At 52.2% G+C, this 20,757-nt stretch carries 18 protein-coding genes and 1 tRNA gene; 10 read left to right on the top strand and 9 right to left on the bottom strand.

Annotated elements, in window-relative coordinates; all coding sequences use genetic code 11:
- The first annotated feature begins 28 nt into the window (after window positions 1–28).
- Complete coding sequence (locus tag NAI64_RS05070; RefSeq protein WP_269298429.1) at window positions 29–547, top strand: universal stress protein; 519 nt, start codon at window positions 29–31, stop codon at window positions 545–547.
- 55 nt (window positions 548–602) lie between these two features.
- On the opposite strand, the gene NAI64_RS05065 is transcribed toward NAI64_RS05070, so the two are convergent.
- From NAI64_RS05065 to NAI64_RS05045, 5 genes are all read right to left on the bottom strand, one after another.
- Window positions 603–1,628, bottom strand: a complete 1,026-nt coding sequence (locus tag NAI64_RS05065; RefSeq protein ID WP_269298427.1) for an L-threonylcarbamoyladenylate synthase — start codon at window positions 1,626–1,628, stop codon at window positions 603–605.
- A 7-nt stretch (window positions 1,629–1,635) separates the two neighbouring features.
- Window positions 1,636–2,514: a phosphoribosylaminoimidazolesuccinocarboxamide synthase gene (locus tag NAI64_RS05060; RefSeq protein WP_269298425.1), complete on the bottom strand. Its 879-nt coding sequence runs from the start codon at window positions 2,512–2,514 to the stop codon at window positions 1,636–1,638.
- 12 nt (window positions 2,515–2,526) lie between these two features.
- Window positions 2,527–3,036: a 5-(carboxyamino)imidazole ribonucleotide mutase gene (gene purE / locus NAI64_RS05055; RefSeq protein WP_269298423.1), complete on the bottom strand. Its 510-nt coding sequence runs from the start codon at window positions 3,034–3,036 to the stop codon at window positions 2,527–2,529.
- 95 nt (window positions 3,037–3,131) lie between these two features.
- Window positions 3,132–4,196, bottom strand: a complete 1,065-nt coding sequence (fba, locus tag NAI64_RS05050; RefSeq protein ID WP_269298421.1) for a class II fructose-bisphosphate aldolase — start codon at window positions 4,194–4,196, stop codon at window positions 3,132–3,134.
- Between the two features lie 21 nt (window positions 4,197–4,217).
- Window positions 4,218–5,420: a phosphoglycerate kinase gene (locus NAI64_RS05045; protein ID WP_269298419.1), complete on the bottom strand. Its 1,203-nt coding sequence runs from the start codon at window positions 5,418–5,420 to the stop codon at window positions 4,218–4,220.
- Window positions 5,421–5,616: 196 nt separating this feature from the next.
- Here NAI64_RS05045 and NAI64_RS05040 point away from each other — a divergent pair, with 196 nt between their 5' ends.
- The gene (locus tag NAI64_RS05040; protein WP_269298417.1) at window positions 5,617–6,540 is read left to right on the top strand and encodes a branched-chain amino acid transaminase; all 924 of its coding nucleotides are present in this window, start codon (window positions 5,617–5,619) and stop codon (window positions 6,538–6,540) included.
- A 63-nt stretch (window positions 6,541–6,603) separates the two neighbouring features.
- Here NAI64_RS05040 and NAI64_RS05035 read toward each other — a convergent pair whose 3' ends face one another.
- Window positions 6,604–7,767: an aminotransferase-like domain-containing protein gene (locus NAI64_RS05035; RefSeq protein WP_269298415.1), complete on the bottom strand. Its 1,164-nt coding sequence runs from the start codon at window positions 7,765–7,767 to the stop codon at window positions 6,604–6,606.
- Between the two features lie 343 nt (window positions 7,768–8,110).
- On the opposite strand from NAI64_RS05035, the gene NAI64_RS05030 reads away from it, so the two are divergent.
- The 3 genes from NAI64_RS05030 (at window position 8,111) to htpG (ending at window position 12,239) form a co-directional block, all read left to right on the top strand.
- Complete coding sequence (locus NAI64_RS05030) at window positions 8,111–8,779, top strand: response regulator transcription factor (RefSeq protein ID WP_269298413.1); 669 nt, start codon at window positions 8,111–8,113, stop codon at window positions 8,777–8,779.
- A gap of 5 nt (window positions 8,780–8,784) precedes the next feature.
- Window positions 8,785–10,116, top strand: a complete 1,332-nt coding sequence (locus NAI64_RS05025) for a sensor histidine kinase (protein ID WP_269298411.1) — start codon at window positions 8,785–8,787, stop codon at window positions 10,114–10,116.
- A 197-nt stretch (window positions 10,117–10,313) separates the two neighbouring features.
- The gene (htpG, locus tag NAI64_RS05020; RefSeq protein ID WP_269298409.1) at window positions 10,314–12,239 is read left to right on the top strand and encodes a molecular chaperone HtpG; all 1,926 of its coding nucleotides are present in this window, start codon (window positions 10,314–10,316) and stop codon (window positions 12,237–12,239) included.
- 103 nt (window positions 12,240–12,342) lie between these two features.
- Here the strand turns inward: htpG and NAI64_RS05015 are convergent, their stop codons facing one another.
- Window positions 12,343–13,671: an ammonium transporter gene (locus tag NAI64_RS05015; RefSeq protein WP_269298408.1), complete on the bottom strand. Its 1,329-nt coding sequence runs from the start codon at window positions 13,669–13,671 to the stop codon at window positions 12,343–12,345.
- A 14-nt stretch (window positions 13,672–13,685) separates the two neighbouring features.
- The gene (gene glnK / locus NAI64_RS05010; protein WP_269298406.1) at window positions 13,686–14,024 is read right to left on the bottom strand and encodes a P-II family nitrogen regulator; all 339 of its coding nucleotides are present in this window, start codon (window positions 14,022–14,024) and stop codon (window positions 13,686–13,688) included.
- Window positions 14,025–14,453: 429 nt separating this feature from the next.
- Between glnK and NAI64_RS05005 the strand changes: the two genes are divergently transcribed.
- The 5 genes from NAI64_RS05005 (at window position 14,454) to NAI64_RS04985 (ending at window position 18,843) form a co-directional block, all read left to right on the top strand.
- Window positions 14,454–14,529 (top strand) — tRNA-Lys (locus tag NAI64_RS05005).
- Between the two features lie 283 nt (window positions 14,530–14,812).
- The gene (locus NAI64_RS05000) at window positions 14,813–16,504 is read left to right on the top strand and encodes a phosphoethanolamine transferase (RefSeq protein ID WP_269298404.1); all 1,692 of its coding nucleotides are present in this window, start codon (window positions 14,813–14,815) and stop codon (window positions 16,502–16,504) included.
- A gap of 99 nt (window positions 16,505–16,603) precedes the next feature.
- Window positions 16,604–17,161, top strand: coding sequence for a nitroreductase family protein (locus NAI64_RS04995; RefSeq protein WP_269298402.1), 558 nt, complete (start codon window positions 16,604–16,606; stop codon window positions 17,159–17,161).
- A 12-nt stretch (window positions 17,162–17,173) separates the two neighbouring features.
- Complete coding sequence (locus NAI64_RS04990) at window positions 17,174–17,791, top strand: nitroreductase family protein (protein WP_269298400.1); 618 nt, start codon at window positions 17,174–17,176, stop codon at window positions 17,789–17,791.
- A gap of 287 nt (window positions 17,792–18,078) precedes the next feature.
- On the top strand, window positions 18,079–18,843 hold the full coding sequence (locus NAI64_RS04985) for an META and DUF4377 domain-containing protein (protein ID WP_269298398.1): 765 nt from the start codon (window positions 18,079–18,081) through the stop codon (window positions 18,841–18,843).
- Between the two features lie 479 nt (window positions 18,844–19,322).
- Here NAI64_RS04985 and NAI64_RS04980 read toward each other — a convergent pair.
- Window positions 19,323–20,757 (bottom strand): YadA family autotransporter adhesin (locus NAI64_RS04980; protein WP_269298397.1); only part of this gene is annotated, 1,435 nt, incomplete at its 5' end.

Here is a 20,757-nt window from a genome sequence, read left to right as displayed (position 1 = left end):
TAACCGGTCTTCAAAGGGAGAATACATCATGTTCAAGAAAATACTGATTCCTACTGACGGTTCCGCTCTGGCGACACAGGCAGCCATGGAAGGTATCGAACTCGCCAAAAAAGTAGGCGCTGAAGTAGTATGCATCTTCGTAGCCGGTGAAAACCAGGCTGCCGTTTTCGATTTTGCTCATGCCAAAACGGACAATCATTGGCCGACTGATGCCGAATATGAACGTGCAGTCAAGGGAGCTGCCAAGGAATTCATGACACCTGTTCGTGAAGCGGCTACCGCAGCCGGCGTCAAACTGACAGAACAGGCCTATATCTCAAACTCGCCGGCACTGTATATCGTATCTGCAGCCGAAAAGAACGGATGCGACCTGATCTATATGGCATCCAGAGGTCGTGCAGGTTGGGAAAAAATGCTGCTCGGCAGCGTTGCGGCACAAGTCGTAACCGCCAGCCCGATTCCGGTACTGATCTACAAGGTGAAAAAAGAACAGCTGCCCCCCAAGACCCAGCCGGTTGTTTACCCTGACCTGATCCCGATGGTCTGATTACCGGATTACGCTTCCATCGTCCGCCATGCAGGCGGCGATGGATTCATGTATTTCATTCTGAAGCAATCAGGCGTTCCACAACACCCTGACCATTATAGGCTGCCCGCCTCAAACGGTCATTCACTCCTTTCCATGTCTCACCTTGCGGTGTTTCTTCGACAATCAACACATCCGCACCGACCATATCAAGATTCCGAAGCGCAACATACAGCTGATGCGCATAGATATCCGGCGAACAATACAAACTGACTTCGCCAGCCAGCGCTATCTTTCGTTCGGCAGGCAACAACGAAAAATGGAGCAGTGCGACCTTGCGATGATGGTTTTCCAGTAATTCCAGCGTTTGAAAAAGGCGCTTTGACGGAACGATCGCAACCGGTGTACCCGGAGCATAATGGGAAGCCAGTGTGCCGGAAGCACGTGGCGCTGTGCCATCCGGTGCCTTGGGCATTACCCCGATCACATCCGCGATCTGCGATGCACCGATCTTGCCAGGACGCAGCAATACCGGCCCGACGGAATCCACACGCGACAAATCCAGAATCGTCGACTCGATACCGACCTCGCTCTGTCCACCATCAAGGATCATGCCCAGCCTTGCATCTTCACCGAACTCGTCGCGGACATGCTGTGCCGTCGTCGGGCTGACATGTCCAAAGCGGTTGGCCGATGGTGCCGCGACTCCACCCTTGCCCTGTCTGAATGCACGTAACAACGCCTGCGCCACCGGATGTGATGGACAACGCAGGCCGACGGAATCCTGTCCGCCCGCGACATCCGGCGGAATATGTGCTGCACGCTTTAAAATCAGGGTCAATGGGCCCGGCCAAAAAGCCTTCATCAACGAGACTGCCTCATCGGGTACGTGCGCTGCCCAGTATCCGATATCCGCCTCAGGTGCGACATGCACGATAAGGGGATGATCGGCCGGCCTGTTCTTCAACGCGAAAATCGACGCCACGGCAGCCGGATTCTCCGCGTCGCCTCCCAGACCATAAACCGTTTCTGTCGGAAACGCCACCAGACGCCCGGACTCCAGAATCCGTGCCGCTTCCTGAATATCATCCACAGGTTTCATCACACCATCAGGCCGTCAACAGGCGCAATGCCTCGTTATATTTTTCCGTCGTTTTTTGTGCGACTTCTTCCGGCAAACGAGGAGCTGGTGCTTTCTTGTCCCATGGCTGCGCTTCCAGCCAGTCACGGACATACTGTTTGTCGAATGACGGGGGCGACATGCCGACTTCATAGCTGGCGGCAGGCCAGAAACGTGAAGAATCCGGCGTCAGGATTTCGTCAATGAGATAGACATTGCCCTTGTCGTCAGTTCCGAACTCGAACTTCGTATCCGCAATCAGGATACCCCGGCTTTCCGCGAAATCGGCTGCGGCCTTGTACAATGAAATCGCCAGATCACGTACCTTTTCTGCAATATCGGCCCCCACGATTTCTTTCATTTTTTCAAATGAAATATTCTGGTCATGTTCACCGACAGCTGCCTTGGTCGATGGCGTGAAAATCACTTCAGGCAACTTTTGCGCTTCCTTGAGACCTTCCGGCAAACGGATTCCGCAAACCGTACCGGTCTTCTGGTAATCCTTCCAGCCCGTCCCGATGATATAGCCGCGCACGATCGCTTCGATCGGCAGCGGTTTGAATTTCTTGACCACAACGGCACGACCTCTGACCTGTTCGCGTTCTTCCGGTGCGACCAGCGATTCCGGATCGATATCCGTCATATGGTTCGGCATGAGATGGCCGAATTTTTTGAACCAGAAATTCGACATCGCCGTCAGAATCCTGCCTTTTCCCGGAATCGGATCTTCCATAATCACATCGAACGCAGACAGACGATCCGTCTGGACAACCAGCATCTTGTCATCGCCTACCGCATAAATATCCCTGACCTTGCCGCGATGCAAAAACGGCAGGGACTTGATATCGGTTTTCATCAAACCTGGCATAACTACCTCCCATCAATCCAGTTCGGGCAACGTTGCCTTGCGAACCTTTTCAGACTGTTTGGCACGGAATTCAATCAGTTTGTCTTTCAGTTCGCTATTGTTGATCGCCAGCATCGCAATGACCGCCAGCGCGGCATTGGCTGCACCGGCCTCACCGATCGCCAGCGTGGAAACCGGAATACCTTTCGGCATCTGTACGGTCGCCAGCAGCGAATCCAGCCCTTTCATATACTTGGACGGAATCGGAACACCGAAAGTCGGCAAAATTGTATGCGACGCAACGACACCTGCCAAATGCGCGGCACCGCCCGCACCGGCGATAAATGCCTTGCAACCGCGTTTTTCCATATTCGCAATCCATTCACCCAGTTCATCCGGTGTCCGGTGAGCCGACAAGGCGCGCGCCTCGAACGAAACCCCGAAATCGCGGCACATCTTAGCCGCTTCTTTCATGACATCCCAGTCGGATGTGGAACCCATCACAATACCGACCAGCTTTTCTTCCTGATTGTTTTCTGACATGTTGTATCCGATTTTCAAAAGCAACCATCAAAACAACACAGGTGCGACCGATTCCGGACGCACCTGCCATTGCGTAACCTTAAAAAAAAACAATATTATTTCACGATTTGGGAAAGTTCGCCTTTTTTATATCGTTCCGCCATCTTTTCCAGCGGCACCGGCTTGATCTTCGAAGCCTGTCCTGCACTGCCGAACGCGATATAACGCGACATACACAGTTTCTTGGCTTCTTCCTTGGCAGCCTTCAGATATTCGCGCGGATCAAAATGGGACGGATTCTGTACCATATAACGCCGGATGGCAGCCGTCATCGACAGTCTGATATCCGTATCGATATTGATCTTGCGAACGCCGAACTTGATCCCTTCCTGCAATTCCTCGACAGGTACTCCGTAGGTTTCACGGATATCGCCACCATATTCACGGATAACGGCCAACAACTCCTGCGGTACCGACGACGAACCATGCATGACCAGATGCGTATTCGGCAAGCGCGCATGAATTTCCTTCAGACGGTCGATCGCCAGAATATCGCCTGTGGGCTTGCGTGTGAACTTGTATGCGCCATGAGATGTACCGATAGCGATAGCCAGTGCATCGCATTGTGTTTCCTTGACGAAATCCACCGCCTGATCCGGATCGGTCAACAACTGTTCGCGGGTCATCTTGCCTTCGGCGCCAATGCCGTCTTCCTTGTCCGCCTTCATCGTTTCAAGCGAACCCAGCACTCCCAGTTCGGCTTCGACGGTAATCCCGACCGCATGCGAAAAAGCGACGACCTGCTTGGTCACATCCACATTGTACGCATACGATGCAGCTGTCTTGCCGTCAGGCATGAGCGAGCCGTCCATCATGACGGAACTGAAACCGGAACGGATCGCTGTCATGCAAACCGCCGGCGACTGTCCGTGATCCTGATGCATGACGACAGGAATATCCGGATATGCCTCGACTGCGGCCTCGATCAGATGACGGAGGAAAGGTTCGCCCGCATAACGCCGCGCACCTGCTGACGCCTGCATGATCACCGGCGAATCCACTTCGGCCGCCGCTTCCATGATTGCCCTGACCTGCTCCAGATTGTTGACATTGAACGCAGGCAACCCATAGCCGTTTTCAGCGGCATGATCCAGCAATTGACGCATGGATACAATAGACATCTGTTTCTCCTTGATTGAATTTTAACCGGCACGTTGCATCAGAATTCCGACGGCTGGCAAAACCTTGCCTTCCATAAATTCCAGGAAAGCGCCGCCCCCCGTAGAGATATAACCGATCTTGTCGGCGATATTGTATTTGGCTATCGCAGCCAGCGTATCACCGCCACCTGCCAGTGAATAAGCATCGGAATCGGCTATCGCCTGTGCAACCGCTTTCGTGCCGCCGCCGAACTGTTCGAACTCGAATACACCAACCGGCCCATTCCAGACCACGGTTTTCGCTTTCGCGATCAATTCAGCATAACTTTTCGCCGTTTCCGGACCGATATCCAGAATCATGTCATCCGGTTCGACATCCGATACCTTCTTGACGGTTGCCTGAGCACTGGCAGCAAACTCTTTGGCGCAAACCACATCGACCGGCAACGGCACGGATGCATTGCGCGCCTGCATTTTGGACATGATCGCTTTCGCCTCACCGACCAGTTCTTCCTCGATCAGCGATTTTCCGACCGGAAAACCGGCAGCCAGCAAAAACGTATTGGCGATACCGCCACCGACGATCAGATTATCTACCTTGTCAGCCAGTGTTTTCAGCACTTCAAGCTTGCCGGACACTTTCGCGCCACCCACAATCGCCATCATCGGACGTGCAGGATTGTCCAGTGCCCGCGAAAGCGCATCGAGTTCGCTGGCCAGCAACGGACCGGCACAGGCTACCGGTGCATATTGTGCGATCCCGTAAGTCGTCGCTTCCGCACGATGTGCCGTACCGAATGCATCATTGACATATACGTCGCACAAGGCCGCCATTTTTTTCGACAACTCATCGCTGTTTTTCTTTTCGCCCGTATTGAAACGTGCGTTTTCCAGCAAAACGACCTGACCGGGCGCGACATCCACACCATCGACCCAGTCACGTTTGAGCGTAACCGGCCGCCCCAGCAATTCGGACATGCGTTTGGCCACGCCATCAAGTGATTCTGCTGGCGAGAATACCCCCTCCTTCGGACGGCCGAGGTGGGACGTCACCATCACAGCCGCACCGCCTTTCAACGCAGCCTCGATTGCAGGAATCGACGCACGGATACGTGTATCCTCGGTAATATTGCCATTGGCATCGCGAGGCACATTCAAATCGGAACGGATAAAAACGCGTTTTCCCTGCAATTCGCCCTTATCCACGAGATCGGTCAAACGTTTGTAAGAAAAATCTGCTTGCATGGCATATCGTCATTAAGTGAAGGAATGCCGCTATTTTACCGTACCTTGCCCCCCAATAACCATGCCGCAGGAACACAAGCGCTCCCGACAACCTTCAAAAAGTCACAAATTCCGGATCACTCCGTACAAACCGGTTCCAGCCCTCCTATATTCGATTAAAATAAAATTTTTGACCGGCATTTTCAGGAGAAAACACATGTCACCGATGGACGACCGTGATGGAAAAATCTGGATGGACGGAAAGTTGACCGACTGGCGCAACGCGAAAATTCATGTACTGACACACTCCCTGCATTACGGCATGTCCGTATTCGAGGGCGTTCGCGCCTACAAGACCGACAAGGGAACCGTCATTTTTCGCCTTGTCGAACACACGAAACGGTTGCTCAACTCAGCCAAAATCTTCCAGATGAATGTCCCATATGATATGGACACCCTCATGGAAGCCCAAAAACAGGTCATCCGTGAAAACCGGCTGGAAACCGGCTACATCCGCCCCATCATCTGGATCGGCTCCGAGGCATTGGGTATTTCTGCACGCAACAACACCATCCATACAGCCATCGCCGCATGGACCTGGGGTGCATACCTCGGTGAAGACGGCATGAGCCGGGGTATTCGTGTAAAAATTTCGTCTTTCAGCCGTCATCACGTCAATGTTTCACTGGTACGTGCCAAGGCATCCGGCTATTACATCAACTCCATTCTGGCCAATCAGGAAGCTACGGCCGATGGCTACGATGAAGCCATGCTGCTCGATACCGAAGGCTTCGTTTCCGAAGGTTCCGGTGAAAACGTGTTCATCGTCAAAAACGGCAAACTCTACACCCCGGATCTGGCCAGCTGTCTGGACGGCATCACCCGCGATTCCGTCATTACCCTGGCAAAAGACGCCGGCATCGAAGTCATCGAAAAACGCATCACCCGTGATGAAGTCTATTGCGCTGACGAAGTCTTTTTCAGCGGTACCGCCGCGGAAATCACCCCGATCCGCGAAGTGGACAACCGACAGATCGGCAGCGGTTCACGCGGTCCGGTCACCGAAAAAATACAATCACTCTTTTTCGATGCCGTATCCGGCAAAAATCCGAAATACGCCCACTGGCTCAGTCCGGTCTGATTGATTGCCTACAAAAAAGCGCGGAATCCTGTCCGCGCTTTTTTTCGCCATACCTGCAATCGTTTACAGGATACTACCCAACCGCCTGATACCTTCTGTGATGATTTCCGGCGTTGCATTCGTATAATTGAGTCGCATGGTGTTGACCCCCCTTCGCGAGACATAGAAGGGATCACCAGGCACAAACGCCACTTTCTGTTCCATCGCCTTCGGAAACAAATCCATCGCGGCCTGACCTTCCGGCAGTGTCGCCCAGATGAACATCCCGCCATCTGGCTTCGTATAAGACACCGTATCAGGAAAATAACGCCCCATGGCATCAAGCATGGCAGTTGCTTGCGACCGGTACAATTCCACGATTTTCCTGACATGTTCCTCGTACGGATTGTTCAGCAGATATTCGCAAATCGCATACTGCGTGAAAATGTTGGTATGCAGATCGCTGCCCTGTTTGGCCGTCACCAGATAGCGCATCAGCTGTGCGTTTTTCGTAATCAGGAAGCCCAGTCGCATACCTGGCGTGACCGTCTTGGAAAACGATCCCAGCAAAATGCTGTTTTCCAGATAACCCGCCCCGATATACGGCAGTGATTCGCCGCGGAACCGCAATTCTCCATACGGATCGTCCTCGATAAACGCCAGATCGTATTTCGATACCAGCTCGCGGATCGCCTTGCGTTTTTCCATCGAATACGTCAGCCCGGTCGGATTCTGGAAATTCGGCACACTGTAAATCAGTTTTACCGGATGACGTTTCAGCACATCCTCAAGCTTGTCCACATCCAGTCCGTCATCCTGCAACGTCACCGACAGAAATTCCGGTTCACTCAGTGAAAACGCCTGGATCGCTCCCAGATACCCCGGTTCTTCCATCAACACCTTGTCGCCCTTGTCGAGCAACACCGTACCGATCAGTTCCAGTGCCTGCTGCGAACCATTTGTTATCAGAATATCTTCCGGCCGGACATCCAGACCGAATTTTTTGCGGTATTTCTCCGCAATCAATTCGCGCAGAGGAAGATAACCTTCCGTCGTCGAATACTGGAACAGCTTGCTGCCGTTCTTGCGTATCGCCCCGTCGATCGCATCTTTCAATGCATCGATCGGAAAAGACACCGGATTGGGCAACCCCCCCGCAAACGAAATGATATCCGGCGCATCAAGCACTTTCAGAATATCGCGGATGAAAGACGAAGGAGTATTGAGGATTCTGTCTGAATACTTCATGGGGAAATCAAAAATAGAAATGTTTTTGCCCATTATAGCGCCGTAAAACCGCCAGTGAAACGCCTTGATCCCGACAGGCTTCCATCGGCAGACATAGACCGGCCTCATATTCCGTCAGCGACATCTCCGGCTCCGGCACCGGCAAACGGGAAAACGGCCCATGCAAACCACCATAAACCGGAAAAACATTTTTTCTTTCCTGAAGGCAATGTATCATTGCAATCATACTTCATCCTGACCGCACACCTGTTCTGTGCACCACACAGTGCAACGGCAAAACGGCATGGACAAAATCGCTGTTCCCAACAGACACCTGTCACCAACCATCAACATCCGGTGCAACATGGCAAAAATCCTCATCATCGAAGACAATCAGGACATTCGCTACAATCTTGTGGATTTTCTCGAAGCAAAAGGCCATCAGACGGACAATACCGATGACGGTCTGAAAGCGTTGGCCCTTTTGACCATGCAGCAATTCGATATCATCGTACTGGATATCATGCTGCCCGGTATGGATGGCATCAGCCTGTGCCGTGAACTGCGCGCACGCGGCAACGAAACGTCGGTGCTGTTTTTAAGCGCAAAAGATACTGTTGCCGACAGAATAGAAGGACTTTCTACCGGAGCGGACGACTATCTTGTCAAACCGTTTTCACTGGCCGAGCTGGAACTGCGCATCGGCGCGATTTTGCGACGTGGCAAACGTCCGGCAAGCCATATTCTCCAGGTTGCCGACATCGTCATGAATCTGGACGAACTCACTGTCATGCGCGCCGGAAACCCCATCCGGCTCAATCCCATGATGTTCAAAATATTGCGGATGCTCATGCACAAAAGTCCGTCTGTCGTAACACGTGATGAAATGGAACATGAACTCTGGGGAGACGACAGGCCCGACAGCGACAGCTTGCGGACACACATCCACAACCTGCGTGCCGTCATCGATGCCCCCTTTGACAAATCCCTGATCAAAACCGTTCCCGGATTCGGCTGGACATTGCGGGAATAACGGTCGTGAACATCACAAGCATCCCATGGTGGAAACGGCTGCTTACCGGTTCGATCAAGGCACGTATCGTCGCCGTTTATGCGGCAACAGCGCTCGTCATCGGCCTCATCTACAGCTGCTGCATGATCTTCATCCTCTTGGAAGCCGAAGCACAGCTGATGACTTCCACCATGGAAAGCATGCTGATGGAAACCATCCAGGACGATTTGTCCAACGGCAATCCCCCTGAACTCGATTCTTTTTCCCATCTCTATATCGAACACGATGCCATTTACGAAATTCCGGAACGCTTCCGCAACCTGCCAAGCGGATACAGCGAATACACCGACGGCGAAGACTTGCACATCTTCGTCAGCGTCGTGGACGGGAAAAAATATGTCCTGACCCGGTCGCAATACGAATTCGAGAACTGGGAACGGCAACTGTTTATCGAAGGCATTGCACTGTTGTCGGCCATCGTACTCGTTACGCTCGTACTTGGCTTCTGGATAGCGAGACGGTCGTTCCGGCCGATGGACCTGCTGCTCGACGAAACACGGCGACTCAACCGCGCCCTGAAAGAAGGCCGGCTCGAAGCAGGATCGTTCTCCGGACAATGGGCGCAAAACGAAATCGGCGAACTGGCGGAAAGTTTCCAGATCACCACCGACCGGCTGCACCAGCTGCTCATCAGCGAACGTCAATTCGTCTCCGAAGTCAGTCACGAGCTGCGTACCCCGCTGACCGTCATCAGCACGTCCATCGAACTGCTGGAACAATCGAAAAACCTCGATTTGCATGAACGGCAAATCCTCCAGCGTGCCAGCCGCACCGTCCGTCGAATGAAAGAACTGGTCGGCGTATTCCTCAATCTGGTACGCCATGACACGACACACGCCGAAAAAATCGCAGAAATCGCCGACATCATCGAAGAAAACGAACCTGTCTGGCGCCATGAAGCCGAAGCAAGGGGCTTGCAACTCATCATCGAACGACATGGCGCGCCACATACGGAAAAATACAATGCCATACTGCTAGCCTCGGTACTGAACAACCTTGTTTTCAACGCCATCCGCTATACCGCCCATGGCCATGTCAGAATCGTTCTTGAACCACACGCTTTCTCCGTCATCGACACCGGATCCGGCATCTCGGCCGCCGAAAAAGAACGCATCTTCGACACAGGATACCGTGGCGAATCGGGGCGCAGGCAGGAAACAGCCGGATATGGACTCGGCCTGTCCATCGCCTCCCGCATCTGCAATGTCCTCGACTGGCAAATCACCATGGAAAGCCGACCGGGTGCTGGCACAACCTTCACTGTCACCTTCCGCCCTGAAAACGGCACACCATCATGACAACCACAACCTTGCCAGCACAACACGCCACCAGGTGTTACATACCGTCATACCGCAAGTATCCGGACATAGTGGAAAAACCGTCTTGCCGCTGGCAGCTGAATCCCGTCACGCCACTTTATCCCACTTGAAATATCAGGTATAACCCATACATAGGTTTCATTTACATGACTTATGATTTCCACGAGGGAAAACAAATGGCAGAAACAGAAAAACAGACTATGGGTTTTCAGGCAGAAGTCAAACAACTTTTGCAACTGATGATCCATTCGCTTTACTCCAACAAGGAAATCTTTCTGCGCGAACTGATTTCCAACGCATCGGATGCTATCGACAGGCTCCGTTACGAAGCGCTGGACAAACCCGAATTGCAGGAACACGATCCTGACCTGAAAATCCGCATCTTCTTCAATCCGGAAGCACGAACCATCACCATCTCCGATAACGGTATCGGTATGAGCCGTGAAGAAGCGGTCGCCAACCTCGGCACCATCGCCAAATCCGGTACCAAGGAATTCATCGCCCGTCTCTCGAGCGACCAGAAGAAAAACGATGCGCTGATCGGCCAATTCGGTGTCGGTTTTTACTCGGGCTTCATCGTCGCCGACAAAATCACGGTCGAATCGCGCAGGGCCGGTTTGCCGGCCAATCAGGGAATCCGCTGGGAATCGACCGGAGAAGGCGACTTCACGATCGAAAACATCGAAAAATCCTCACGTGGTACCGATATCACCCTGCACTTGCGTGAAGGTGAAGACGATTTTCTGACCAACTGGCGCCTGAAAGCCATCATCCGGAAATATTCCGACCATATCTCGCTGCCGATCCAGATGCTCAAGGAAGAATGGGACAGCGAAACCAAGGCCATGAAGACCGGTACCGAACTGGAGACCGTCAACCAGGCAAACGCCCTGTGGACCCGAAACAAAAACGACATCACCGACGAGCAGTACCGCGAATTCTACAAGCACATCTCCCACGACTTCAACGACCCGCTCATCTGGACACACAACAAGGTTGAAGGCCGTACGGAATACAACCAGCTGCTCTACATTCCGAAAGAAGCGCCGTTCGATCTGTGGGACAGAAACAAACGAGGCGGCATCAAGCTCTATATCAAGCGCGTATTCATCATGGATGACGCGGAACAACTCATGCCTGTCTATCTGCGATTCGTCCGTGGCGTCATCGACTCCAACGATCTGCCGCTGAACGTCTCGCGTGAAATTCTTCAGGAATCACGCGACGTCAGAATGATCCGTGAAGGTTCCACGCGCCGCGTCCTTTCGATGCTCGAAGAACTGGCACAATCCGACGATCCGGCAAAACAGGAACAGTATGCCACTTTCTGGAAACAGTTCGGCCAGGTCCTCAAAGAAGGTATCGGTGAAGATCCGACCAACAAGGAACGAATCGCCAAACTGCTGCGTTTTGCATCCACGCACAACGACAGCGATATCCAGAACGTTTCGCTGGATGACTACATCTCCCGCATGAAAGAAAACCAGGTACGTATTTTCTACATCACTGCGGAAAACTACACGGCCGCCAAAAACAGTCCGCATCTGGAAATCTTCCGCAAGAAAGGTATCGAAGTACTGATCCTGACCGATCGTGTCGATGAATGGATGCTCTCATTCCTTCAGGAATACAATGAAAAGAACCTTGTTTCCGTTGCACAAGGAGACCTTGATCTGCTCAAGCTCGCCGATGAGGCCGAAAAGAAACAGAACGAGGAAAACCAGGCAGGATTCAAGGAAACCCTTGAAAAAATGAAAACCGTTCTGGGCAACAAGGTCAAGGACGTCCGGGTTACGGTACGTCTGACCGACTCGCCGTCATGCCTGATTGCAGATGAAAATGACCTCTCCAGCAATCTCCAGCGCATGCTGAAAGCCGCTGGACAGAAAGTGCCCAACATGAAACCGATTTTGGAAATCAACCCGAACCATCCGATTGTCCAGGCACTCAAATATGAAAGCGCCCGTTTCGACGACTGGACCAACCTGTTGTTCGATCAGGCCGTTCTGGCCGAAGGCGGTACCTTGCAGGATCCTGCCGCTTTCGTCAAACGGATGAATTCGATGCTCCTCGAATCCATCGGAAACAAAAACAGCCAGTAAAACACCTGCCCGTGTGCAAGAGACATCCTTGCACAACAACATGAAAAAGCCCGGCATTATGCCGGGCTTTTTCGTACACATCACAAATTGCATGCAGATGCGATCAGTAATGATAAGCCGATTCCCCGTGAGACGTCTTGTCGAGACCATCGCGTTCCTCGTCTTCCGAAACACGCAATCCCCAGACCATGCCGATCAGCTTGTACGCCACAAACGACACGACAGCGGACCAGAGCATCGTCACCAGCACGCTCTTGACCTGAATCCAGACCTGCATGAGCATCGAATATTCACCACTTGCCAGACCGGTACCACCCAATGCCGGAGAAACCACGACCCCAGTCAGAATCGCACCGACGATACCGCCAAGACCATGCACACCGAAAGAGTCGAACGCATCATCGACCTTCAGGAGTCTTTTCAGACCGGTCACGCCCCACAGGCAAACCGGACCGGCGATCAGCCCCATTACAAGCGATCCCATCGGACCTGCGAATCCCGCAGCCGGCGTAATCGTCACCAGACCGGCAACCGCCCCGGAAGCCGCACCCAGCATGGACGGCTTGCCACGGGTAAAGACCTCGCCCATCAGCCAGGACAATGTCGCAGCGGCCGTAGCGACAACCGTATTGACGAAAGCCATCCCCGCCAGACCGTTGGCGGCACCTGCAGAACCTGCGTTGAAACCGAACCAGCCGATCCACAACAGGGAAGCGCCCACCATCGTTAACGTCAGCGAATGCGGCATGAACGCTTCACGCCCGTAACCGAGCCGCTTGCCGATCAACCATGCACCGACCAGACCCGCGATACCGGCATTGATATGCACGACCGTTCCGCCTGCGAAATCCAGTGCGCCATCTTCTGCCAGAAAACCGCCGCCCCAGATGATATGAGCCATCGGAACATAACTGAACGTAAACCAGATCGCCATAAACGCCATCACCGCACCGAACTTGATCCGTTCCGCAAAAGCCCCGACAATCAGCGCCGCCGTAATACAGGCGAACGACCCCTGGAATGCCGAAAAGACATATTCAGGAATTGTCGGCAAGGTCACCGACATGGAATTCTGCGTCACCCCGTTCATGAACACCTTGCCGAAATCTCCGACAATTGCGCCTTCACCTGAAAACGCCAGCGAATATCCATACAGAAACCACAACACCGTAATCAGTGAAAACGTCACAAATACCTGCATCAGCACAGACAACATATTCTTCGTTCGTGCCAGTCCGCCGTAAAACAGCGCCAGTCCGGGTACCACCATCATCAACACCAGCAACGTCGAAGTCATCATCCATGCCGTATCACCGGCACTCAGTGCAGAAGCCGCCGCAGCGGCCGTATCCCCGGCAGCATCCTGTGCGCAAGCCATACGGCACATTCCTGTGCCAGCCAAAGCCATTGCTGCCAATACGCTCTTTCTCATAATGTGCCTCCTGTTCACAAAGCCTCTTCACCGGTTTCGCCGGTACGGATTCTCACCGCCTGTTCCAGATCGACGACGAACAGCTTGCCATCCCCGATTTTTCCCGTCGAAGCAGACTGGCAAACCGCCTCGATCACCTGATCGAGATACCTGTCGGACACCGCCACCTCGATCTTGACTTTCGGCAAAAAATCAACAACATACTCCGCACCGCGATACAACTCCGTATGTCCTTTTTGCCGTCCGAAACCGCGGACATCCGTCACCGTCATTCCCTGAATACCGATCGCAGCCAGCGCTTCCCTGACTTCATCGAGCTTGAACGGCTTGATAATGGCACTGATCAATTTCATCTCGTCCCCCTTGTGGATACTGAAAAACCGTCGAATCCGGACAAAGACCCAAATCACTTGCCTTTGCCCTGCAAAACAATTTCCGTATCCCTTATAAAGCACAGACCATGCCAACTTTTTCCATCCGGCAATACCCCGCTTGCAGACCATCGGCAGGCGGAAACGCCCCGAAAACCTGCAAAACAACGACAAGAATCACTGATCGCGAACAAAACGCACCGAAAAAGTGCAAACAGCACAACCATCCGTCGAACCCCGCTACCTTGTAAAGTCCCGCGCCGTTTCACATTTGCGCACCATTCTTTCCAGAGGGATCACCCATCGAGCCGGACAGACAACGCAAACTGTATAAAAAAAGCATCGTCGGCAAGAAAAAAACTAACAATACTTACCCATCCGGAAATTTGCTGCTATAATTTCAGTCCTGTCGGGTTGTTAGCTCAGTTGGTAGAGCTGCGGACTCTTAATCCGTAGGTCGAGCGTTCGAGTCGCTCACAACCCACCAAGAACACCAAAGGCCACGTTTCATAACGTGGCCTTTTTCATTGCCGTTTACCATCACGGCAACACATATCCCTGCACTCTTGCGGATGCTTCATCGAAGCGCATGACTGTCATTGCATACCTGCGCTTTTATTCCCACCTGAACACCCGCTACCGGACCACCATCTGCTCGCACGAAGCCCTGACGAACATCAAGCGGTTAACGATCCGTTCACATACAGTTCATCGGGATTTGACTGTTTCATCTCGACAATATCCCCAATCCCGAACCGAACTCGACCCACATGGCAAAACACTTCTCCTTTGGATTCACTGCATACCGCATCCACCTCGACAGCCGGTGGCTCACGGTCATCAGCGCCCTGTATTTCACGACCGTGCTGAATCTGTCACTGTGGCGCTACATTCTTCGCCACCTGACGGTAGCAGATACTGCCACATTCTTTTTCGGCATCAGCATTCCCATCGTCATCTTCACTGCACTCTATCTGCTCTTCAATCTCCTTCTGATACCGTACCTTGCCAAACCAGTCCTGATCCTGCTGCTGTTCATCGCCAGCGCGACCAACTACTTCATGTTCGAATACGGCATTTTCATCGACTCTGGCATGATCAGAAACGTTTTTGAAACCAATACACGCGAAGCACTTGATCTCATGACCCTGCGGTTCATTCTCTGGGTCATCGTTGGCGGTGTTCTGCCCGCTATATGTCTGACAGTGACCCGCATCGATTACCAGTCCTTCCGTACCGAATGCAAAAGCCGCCTGTTTGCCATAACCGGTTGTCTCATCACAACCGGAATGATCGCAGCCCTTTTTTTCAAGGAATATGCTTCCTTCGGACGCAACCATCAGGATACGCACCGGCTCATCAATCCGATCAGTACAATCTACGCTACCGGACGATACTTGCATATCCGTTCACTGGTTGACAAGCAACTCCGGCGCCTGGATGCATCAGCCAAACTGATGCCATACGAAGGCTCGGTGCCTGCCGTATTCATTCTTGTCGTCGGTGAAACAGCACGTGCCGCCAACTTTTCACTGAACGGCTATCCGCGCGACACCAATCCCTTGCTCTCCAAAGAAAACGTCATCGCCTTTCAGGATGTCTATTCCTGCGGCACCGCAACCGCCACCTCAGTACCCTGCATGTTCTCCAATATGACACGGGAACACTTCCATGCCGACAATGCCAGATACACGGAAAATCTGATGGATCTCCTCCAGCAAACGGGCTTCAACGTCCTCTGGCTGGAAAATGACGACGGTTGCAAGGAAGTCTGCAATCGTGTCCCCACTCGAAAGGTTTACAAAAGCGGTGACCCACGCTACTGCGACGGACAAAGCTGCTTCGATGAAATCCTTCTCGACAACCTCGAGGAATATATCGCCAACGTCAAAAAAGACACTTTCATCGTCCTGCACACCATCGGCAGCCACGGCCCGACATATTACAAACGTTACCCCGAAACTTTCCGAAAATTCAGGCCAACCTGTGACACTTCCGATCTCCAGAACTGTACCCGCGAGGAAATCATCAACACCTACGACAACACTATCCTTTATACCGACTATGTCGTCTCAAACGCCATCGGTATCCTCAAAAAATTCCCGCATCTGGAATCCGGCCTGCTTTACATCTCCGACCATGGTGAATCGCTTGGCGAAAACAATATCTATCTCCATGGCCTTCCTTATTCCATCGCTCCGGAAGAACAGAAAAAAGTTCCCATGGTCCTGTGGATGTCCGACACCATGCAAAAGCTCGACCATCTCAACTACGGCTGTATCGCACGGCAAGCAACAGACAAAACCTGGTCTCACGACAACCTGTTCCATACCCTGCTCGCTCTTATGGAAATCAGATCGAATACCTACGACAAGACTCTCGATATCTTTGATGACTGCCGTACGAAACCATTGCCATGGAACACCGCCGCCCGGCCCGTCACGATCTCTGCAACAGACTGACAATCACGTTTACATTGCCCATAAACAGTGTTCTAATAACCGACAAACATTGCGGTTACGCAAACAGTCATCCGAGCCTAATTCTTCGAGGAGAACTCCATGAACGACACGATCAGCGCCATGCTTGCCAGACGGAGCATCCGTGCCTACAAACCCCAGCAGATTCCAGACCGCGATCTTAACTGGATTCTTGAAGCCGGCATCTATGCCGCCACATCCAGAAACATGCAGGCATGGTATCTTACCGCCGTCCAGAACAAGGAACTTCTGAAAAGACTGCGCGATGCAGCATGCGATACCATGCTCAAATCGGATAATGAACGCAACCGCGAAAAGGCGCTCGATCCGGAATTTTCCCCTTTTTACAATGCGCCAACCCTGATCATTATTTCCGGCAATGAATCCCGTAACGCACGAATAGACTGTGCAAACGCCGCACAAAACATGTGCGTCGCCGCCAGTTCCCTTGGACTGGGTTCGTGTTACCTCGCCAGCTTCACCATGGCTTTCGAAGACCCGGGCGTGGCTGCCACCCTGCTGCGCGATCTGGGTATTCCCGAGGGATACACTCCCCAATTCGGTGTCGCGCTCGGTTACGCTGCAGAGCATCCCACGACACCACACCGTCGCCGTGATGTCATCCGTGTCATCAAATAGGAACTGCAAACCATGCCAACCTTCGGCAAAACCTGTCTTGGCCTGCTGGCAGCACTGGCAATTTCCAGCACAGCGGCGGGTGCGGACATCGCACTGCCTGCTCCGGTGACACAAGGCGGTGAAGGTATATTCACCGTTCTGAATGCACGCCATTCGGCATTGCCATCCGATTTTCCGCTCAAAAGCATCACCATGCAGGAACTGTCCAACCTGCTATGGGCAGCGACCGGACAAAACCGGAACGGAAACGGATGGACCGTACCTTTTGCCATGCACCGTGCGCCCTATAACACCATTTACGTGCTGATGGATAGCGGCACATACCGGTACGACTGGCAGAAAAACCGCCTTGAAGAAATCTCGAGCCATGACGTCCGTCGTAATGCCGGACCACAGCGCATTGTCGGTGAATCACCCGTCGTACTCGTTTTCGTGGGACAGGACGGAACCGCCCGGGAATATGCCGACATTGCTGCCGGTGCCATGACGCAGAATATCTATCTGGCGGCAGCATCGCTCGGCATCGAGGGACGTTTCGTCATTACCATGAACGAAAACGCATTGCGTCAGGAACTGAAACTGAAAACGGAAGAATACCCAGTCAACCTCATGCTGATCGGCAAAAAATGACAGTGGCCGTAATACGGCGTCGGATACATCTTGTCCCCTGCGACTTTGCCGATCATCAACCTGATTCGACAAATTCGCCCGGTTTTACAGAATTCCTGAGAAAAAACGAACTGTCCCGAATTCGGGCAGTCATATACTTGTGTTACGCCAGTTCTTAACACTAGCGTGCACAAGGCTGAAAATCCGTTTGCCATATGCGCTGCGACGAACCGGATGATATCTTTCCGGAAAGGAAAACCATCCTCCAAACCGCTTGCATTCGGAAAAAACCATCTACGGAGAAAAACATGAAACGATACCTCTTGACCCTGTTGACCATTCCGTTCTTTCTGGCCGGATGCGCCCAGAATCCGGTCGCATCCGGATCGAATCCGCCGCTCTCGCAAGCTATCGACGCGCTGAATGCCTTCCACTGGCAACTGAGCGATGCGACCGACCGCCAGGGCAACCGGCTCGATGCATGGTTTGTCCAGAATGAAAAACCCGTCCGTATCGACTTCAAGACTGACCGTTTTTCAATATCCAACGCATGCAACCTCATGAACGGAACCTATCTGCTCAACGGCAATACGGTCACTTTCTCCAATATGATCTCGACGAAAATGCTGTGTACCCCGCAACTGAATGCACTGGAACAAAAAGTCACCGCCCAGCTGCAACAACCTGCCAGCATTGAACTGTATCTGTCAGCATCACCGGTCATGAAACTCGGATTTGAAGACGGAACCAACCTGACTTTTTCCGGAACGCCGACTGCAGCCACTCGTTACGGCAACGCTGGTGAAACCATCTTCATGGAAATCGCGGCAAACACCATCGAATGTGATCAAAATGCCGTTACAGGCAAAACCTGCTTTCAGGTGCGTGATGTTTATTACGACAATAATGGCGTCATGACAGGCACGAGTGCATGGCGTGTCTTCGCCACGAATATCGAGGGATACCGTCATCAGGAAGGCACCGGCCACATCCTCCGCATCAAACGTTATAAGGTACCGAATGCACCGGTTCCGGCAAGTGATGCCTATATCCTCGACATGATCGTCCAGTAACTGTACGAACAACCCGGTGGTTTCCGCCATCGGGTTTTCCATATTCCTGTCGTTAGTGAAAAAACTGACTGGGCGCTCCCTTTATCTTTCCCTCATCGGAACGACATGCACTTTCACCTTCACACAACTGATCGCACCTATCGAGTTTCCCTCATACATGAGGCCCTGTGTGATTTGCCGCGTTACCGGCAAATCTGGCATCAGGATATAACACACAACATCATCCGATGCATCATACATCTTATATATACCTGCATTCGGAACACCTGCGTCGAACTTGCCAAGAAATCGCATTTTCGGTGTTTCCCGAGAAAGAGACGTCTTTTTCTGCTGTGCTCCCGCTAGCGGTATCAATAACGTACATATGAGACATATCCATATTCCACACCATAGTTTCTTCATTTCTTTTTCCGTATATGAAAAAAGCTGGCAGCCTTTTCTGCTGCCAGCCTCATTAGCTCCAAATTTTTCCTTTGTTCTTACCAAGAATAAGAGACACCACCGCCAAATGCAACATGACCGTTCTCAGACGAACCAACAGACGCCTTGAGAATCCAGTCATCCATGACTCGACCGCTTGCACCGATAGCAAGAGCCTGATAGCCATTATAGCTACCTACACCAGCACCAACCGAAAAGGTCTTGCCGTGGTCAACTTGTGGAATATTGGCCATAGCTGTAACAGCTGCGATACCACGAGAGGCTAATTTTTCCACGTCCTGCAACTGACCATAGTTCACTGCATCATAGCGTGACGTACCGTCAGCCACACCGGTAACCTTGACCGGACCACCGCTACCGTTGGAGAAATGCGCTCCACCACTGTTCATGGTCAACTTATTGCCTCCTCCAGTCAAAGCAGCACTGTTGGCATTGGCCCACATACCATTACCACCTGAAGTCATAACCGATGCATTATTATCTGCCAGTGTAATCTTCGAGCCTGTCGCTGCATTTGTACCGCCACTAAGCATCGTCCTGTTGCTATCAACATTCAATCCCGTCAGATTTGAATTTTGCAGACTGACATTTGTGCCTGACAAAGCCAAGCTGGCGGTCTGGCCACGGACCGTGCCTTTCAGTGACATACCTGTTGCGGTTCCTTCACCAACCATTTCAATACCGGCATCGGCACCGATCTGGTTGACAACAATGGCACTGGTTGCATTCGTTTCAGCATTCCGAATTGTAGTCGTTCCAGTACTGGTAATCGTATTATTCGTTGCAGTCAGGTTATTGGAACCATTGACGCCGCTGGCAACGATGTTATTGCTGCCATTATCCCCTGTTACGGTCATATTATTATTGCCGACAGCAGTAATAGTATTTTTGATACCTGCACTCATCGTATTATCACCGGCCGATACAATCTGATTGTGGTTACCTGCGGAAATGATGTTATCCTGAGCCGCATTCAGTGTATTGTTGGTTGCCGATGTAATGACATTGCTTCCCTGTCCAGTAGCAGTAATGGTATTAGTACCATTCTCTACCGACATGGTATTGTTACCGGTTCCAGTAGCCGTGATGATATTGTTGCCGCCATCTCCGACTATCATCGTATTCGATGCGTTTTCTCCAGTTGCCGCGATGACGTTCCTGTTGCCTTCCACAGTATTCTGCTGACTGGTAATCAGGTTGCTTTCGGAACCGTTCATGACATTGGTTTGCCCGACTATGGTATTGGCACCATTTTCGGCCTTGATAACGGATGTACCTGATGCAATCGTTACAGCATTACCATTGGATGCACTGCCAATGCTGGTTGAACCCGCACCAGCGCCTGTATTGATATTGACTTCACTTCCTGTTACACCGACTACCCCCGTATTGTTGCCAATCGTGGCATTTGCACCGGCATTCGATGCGATGGTTGCATCACCCTTCAGTGTGGAAGTACCTTCGACCGTCAGG

Origin of the sequence: Oxalobacter paeniformigenes (assembly GCF_027158465.1) — a bacterium.
In the GTDB taxonomy this organism is placed as follows: Bacteria; Pseudomonadota; Gammaproteobacteria; order Burkholderiales; family Burkholderiaceae_D; genus Oxalobacter; species Oxalobacter paeniformigenes.
Note: the sequence above shows the minus strand (reverse complement) of the source record. Positions and strands in the feature narration are given on the sequence as shown.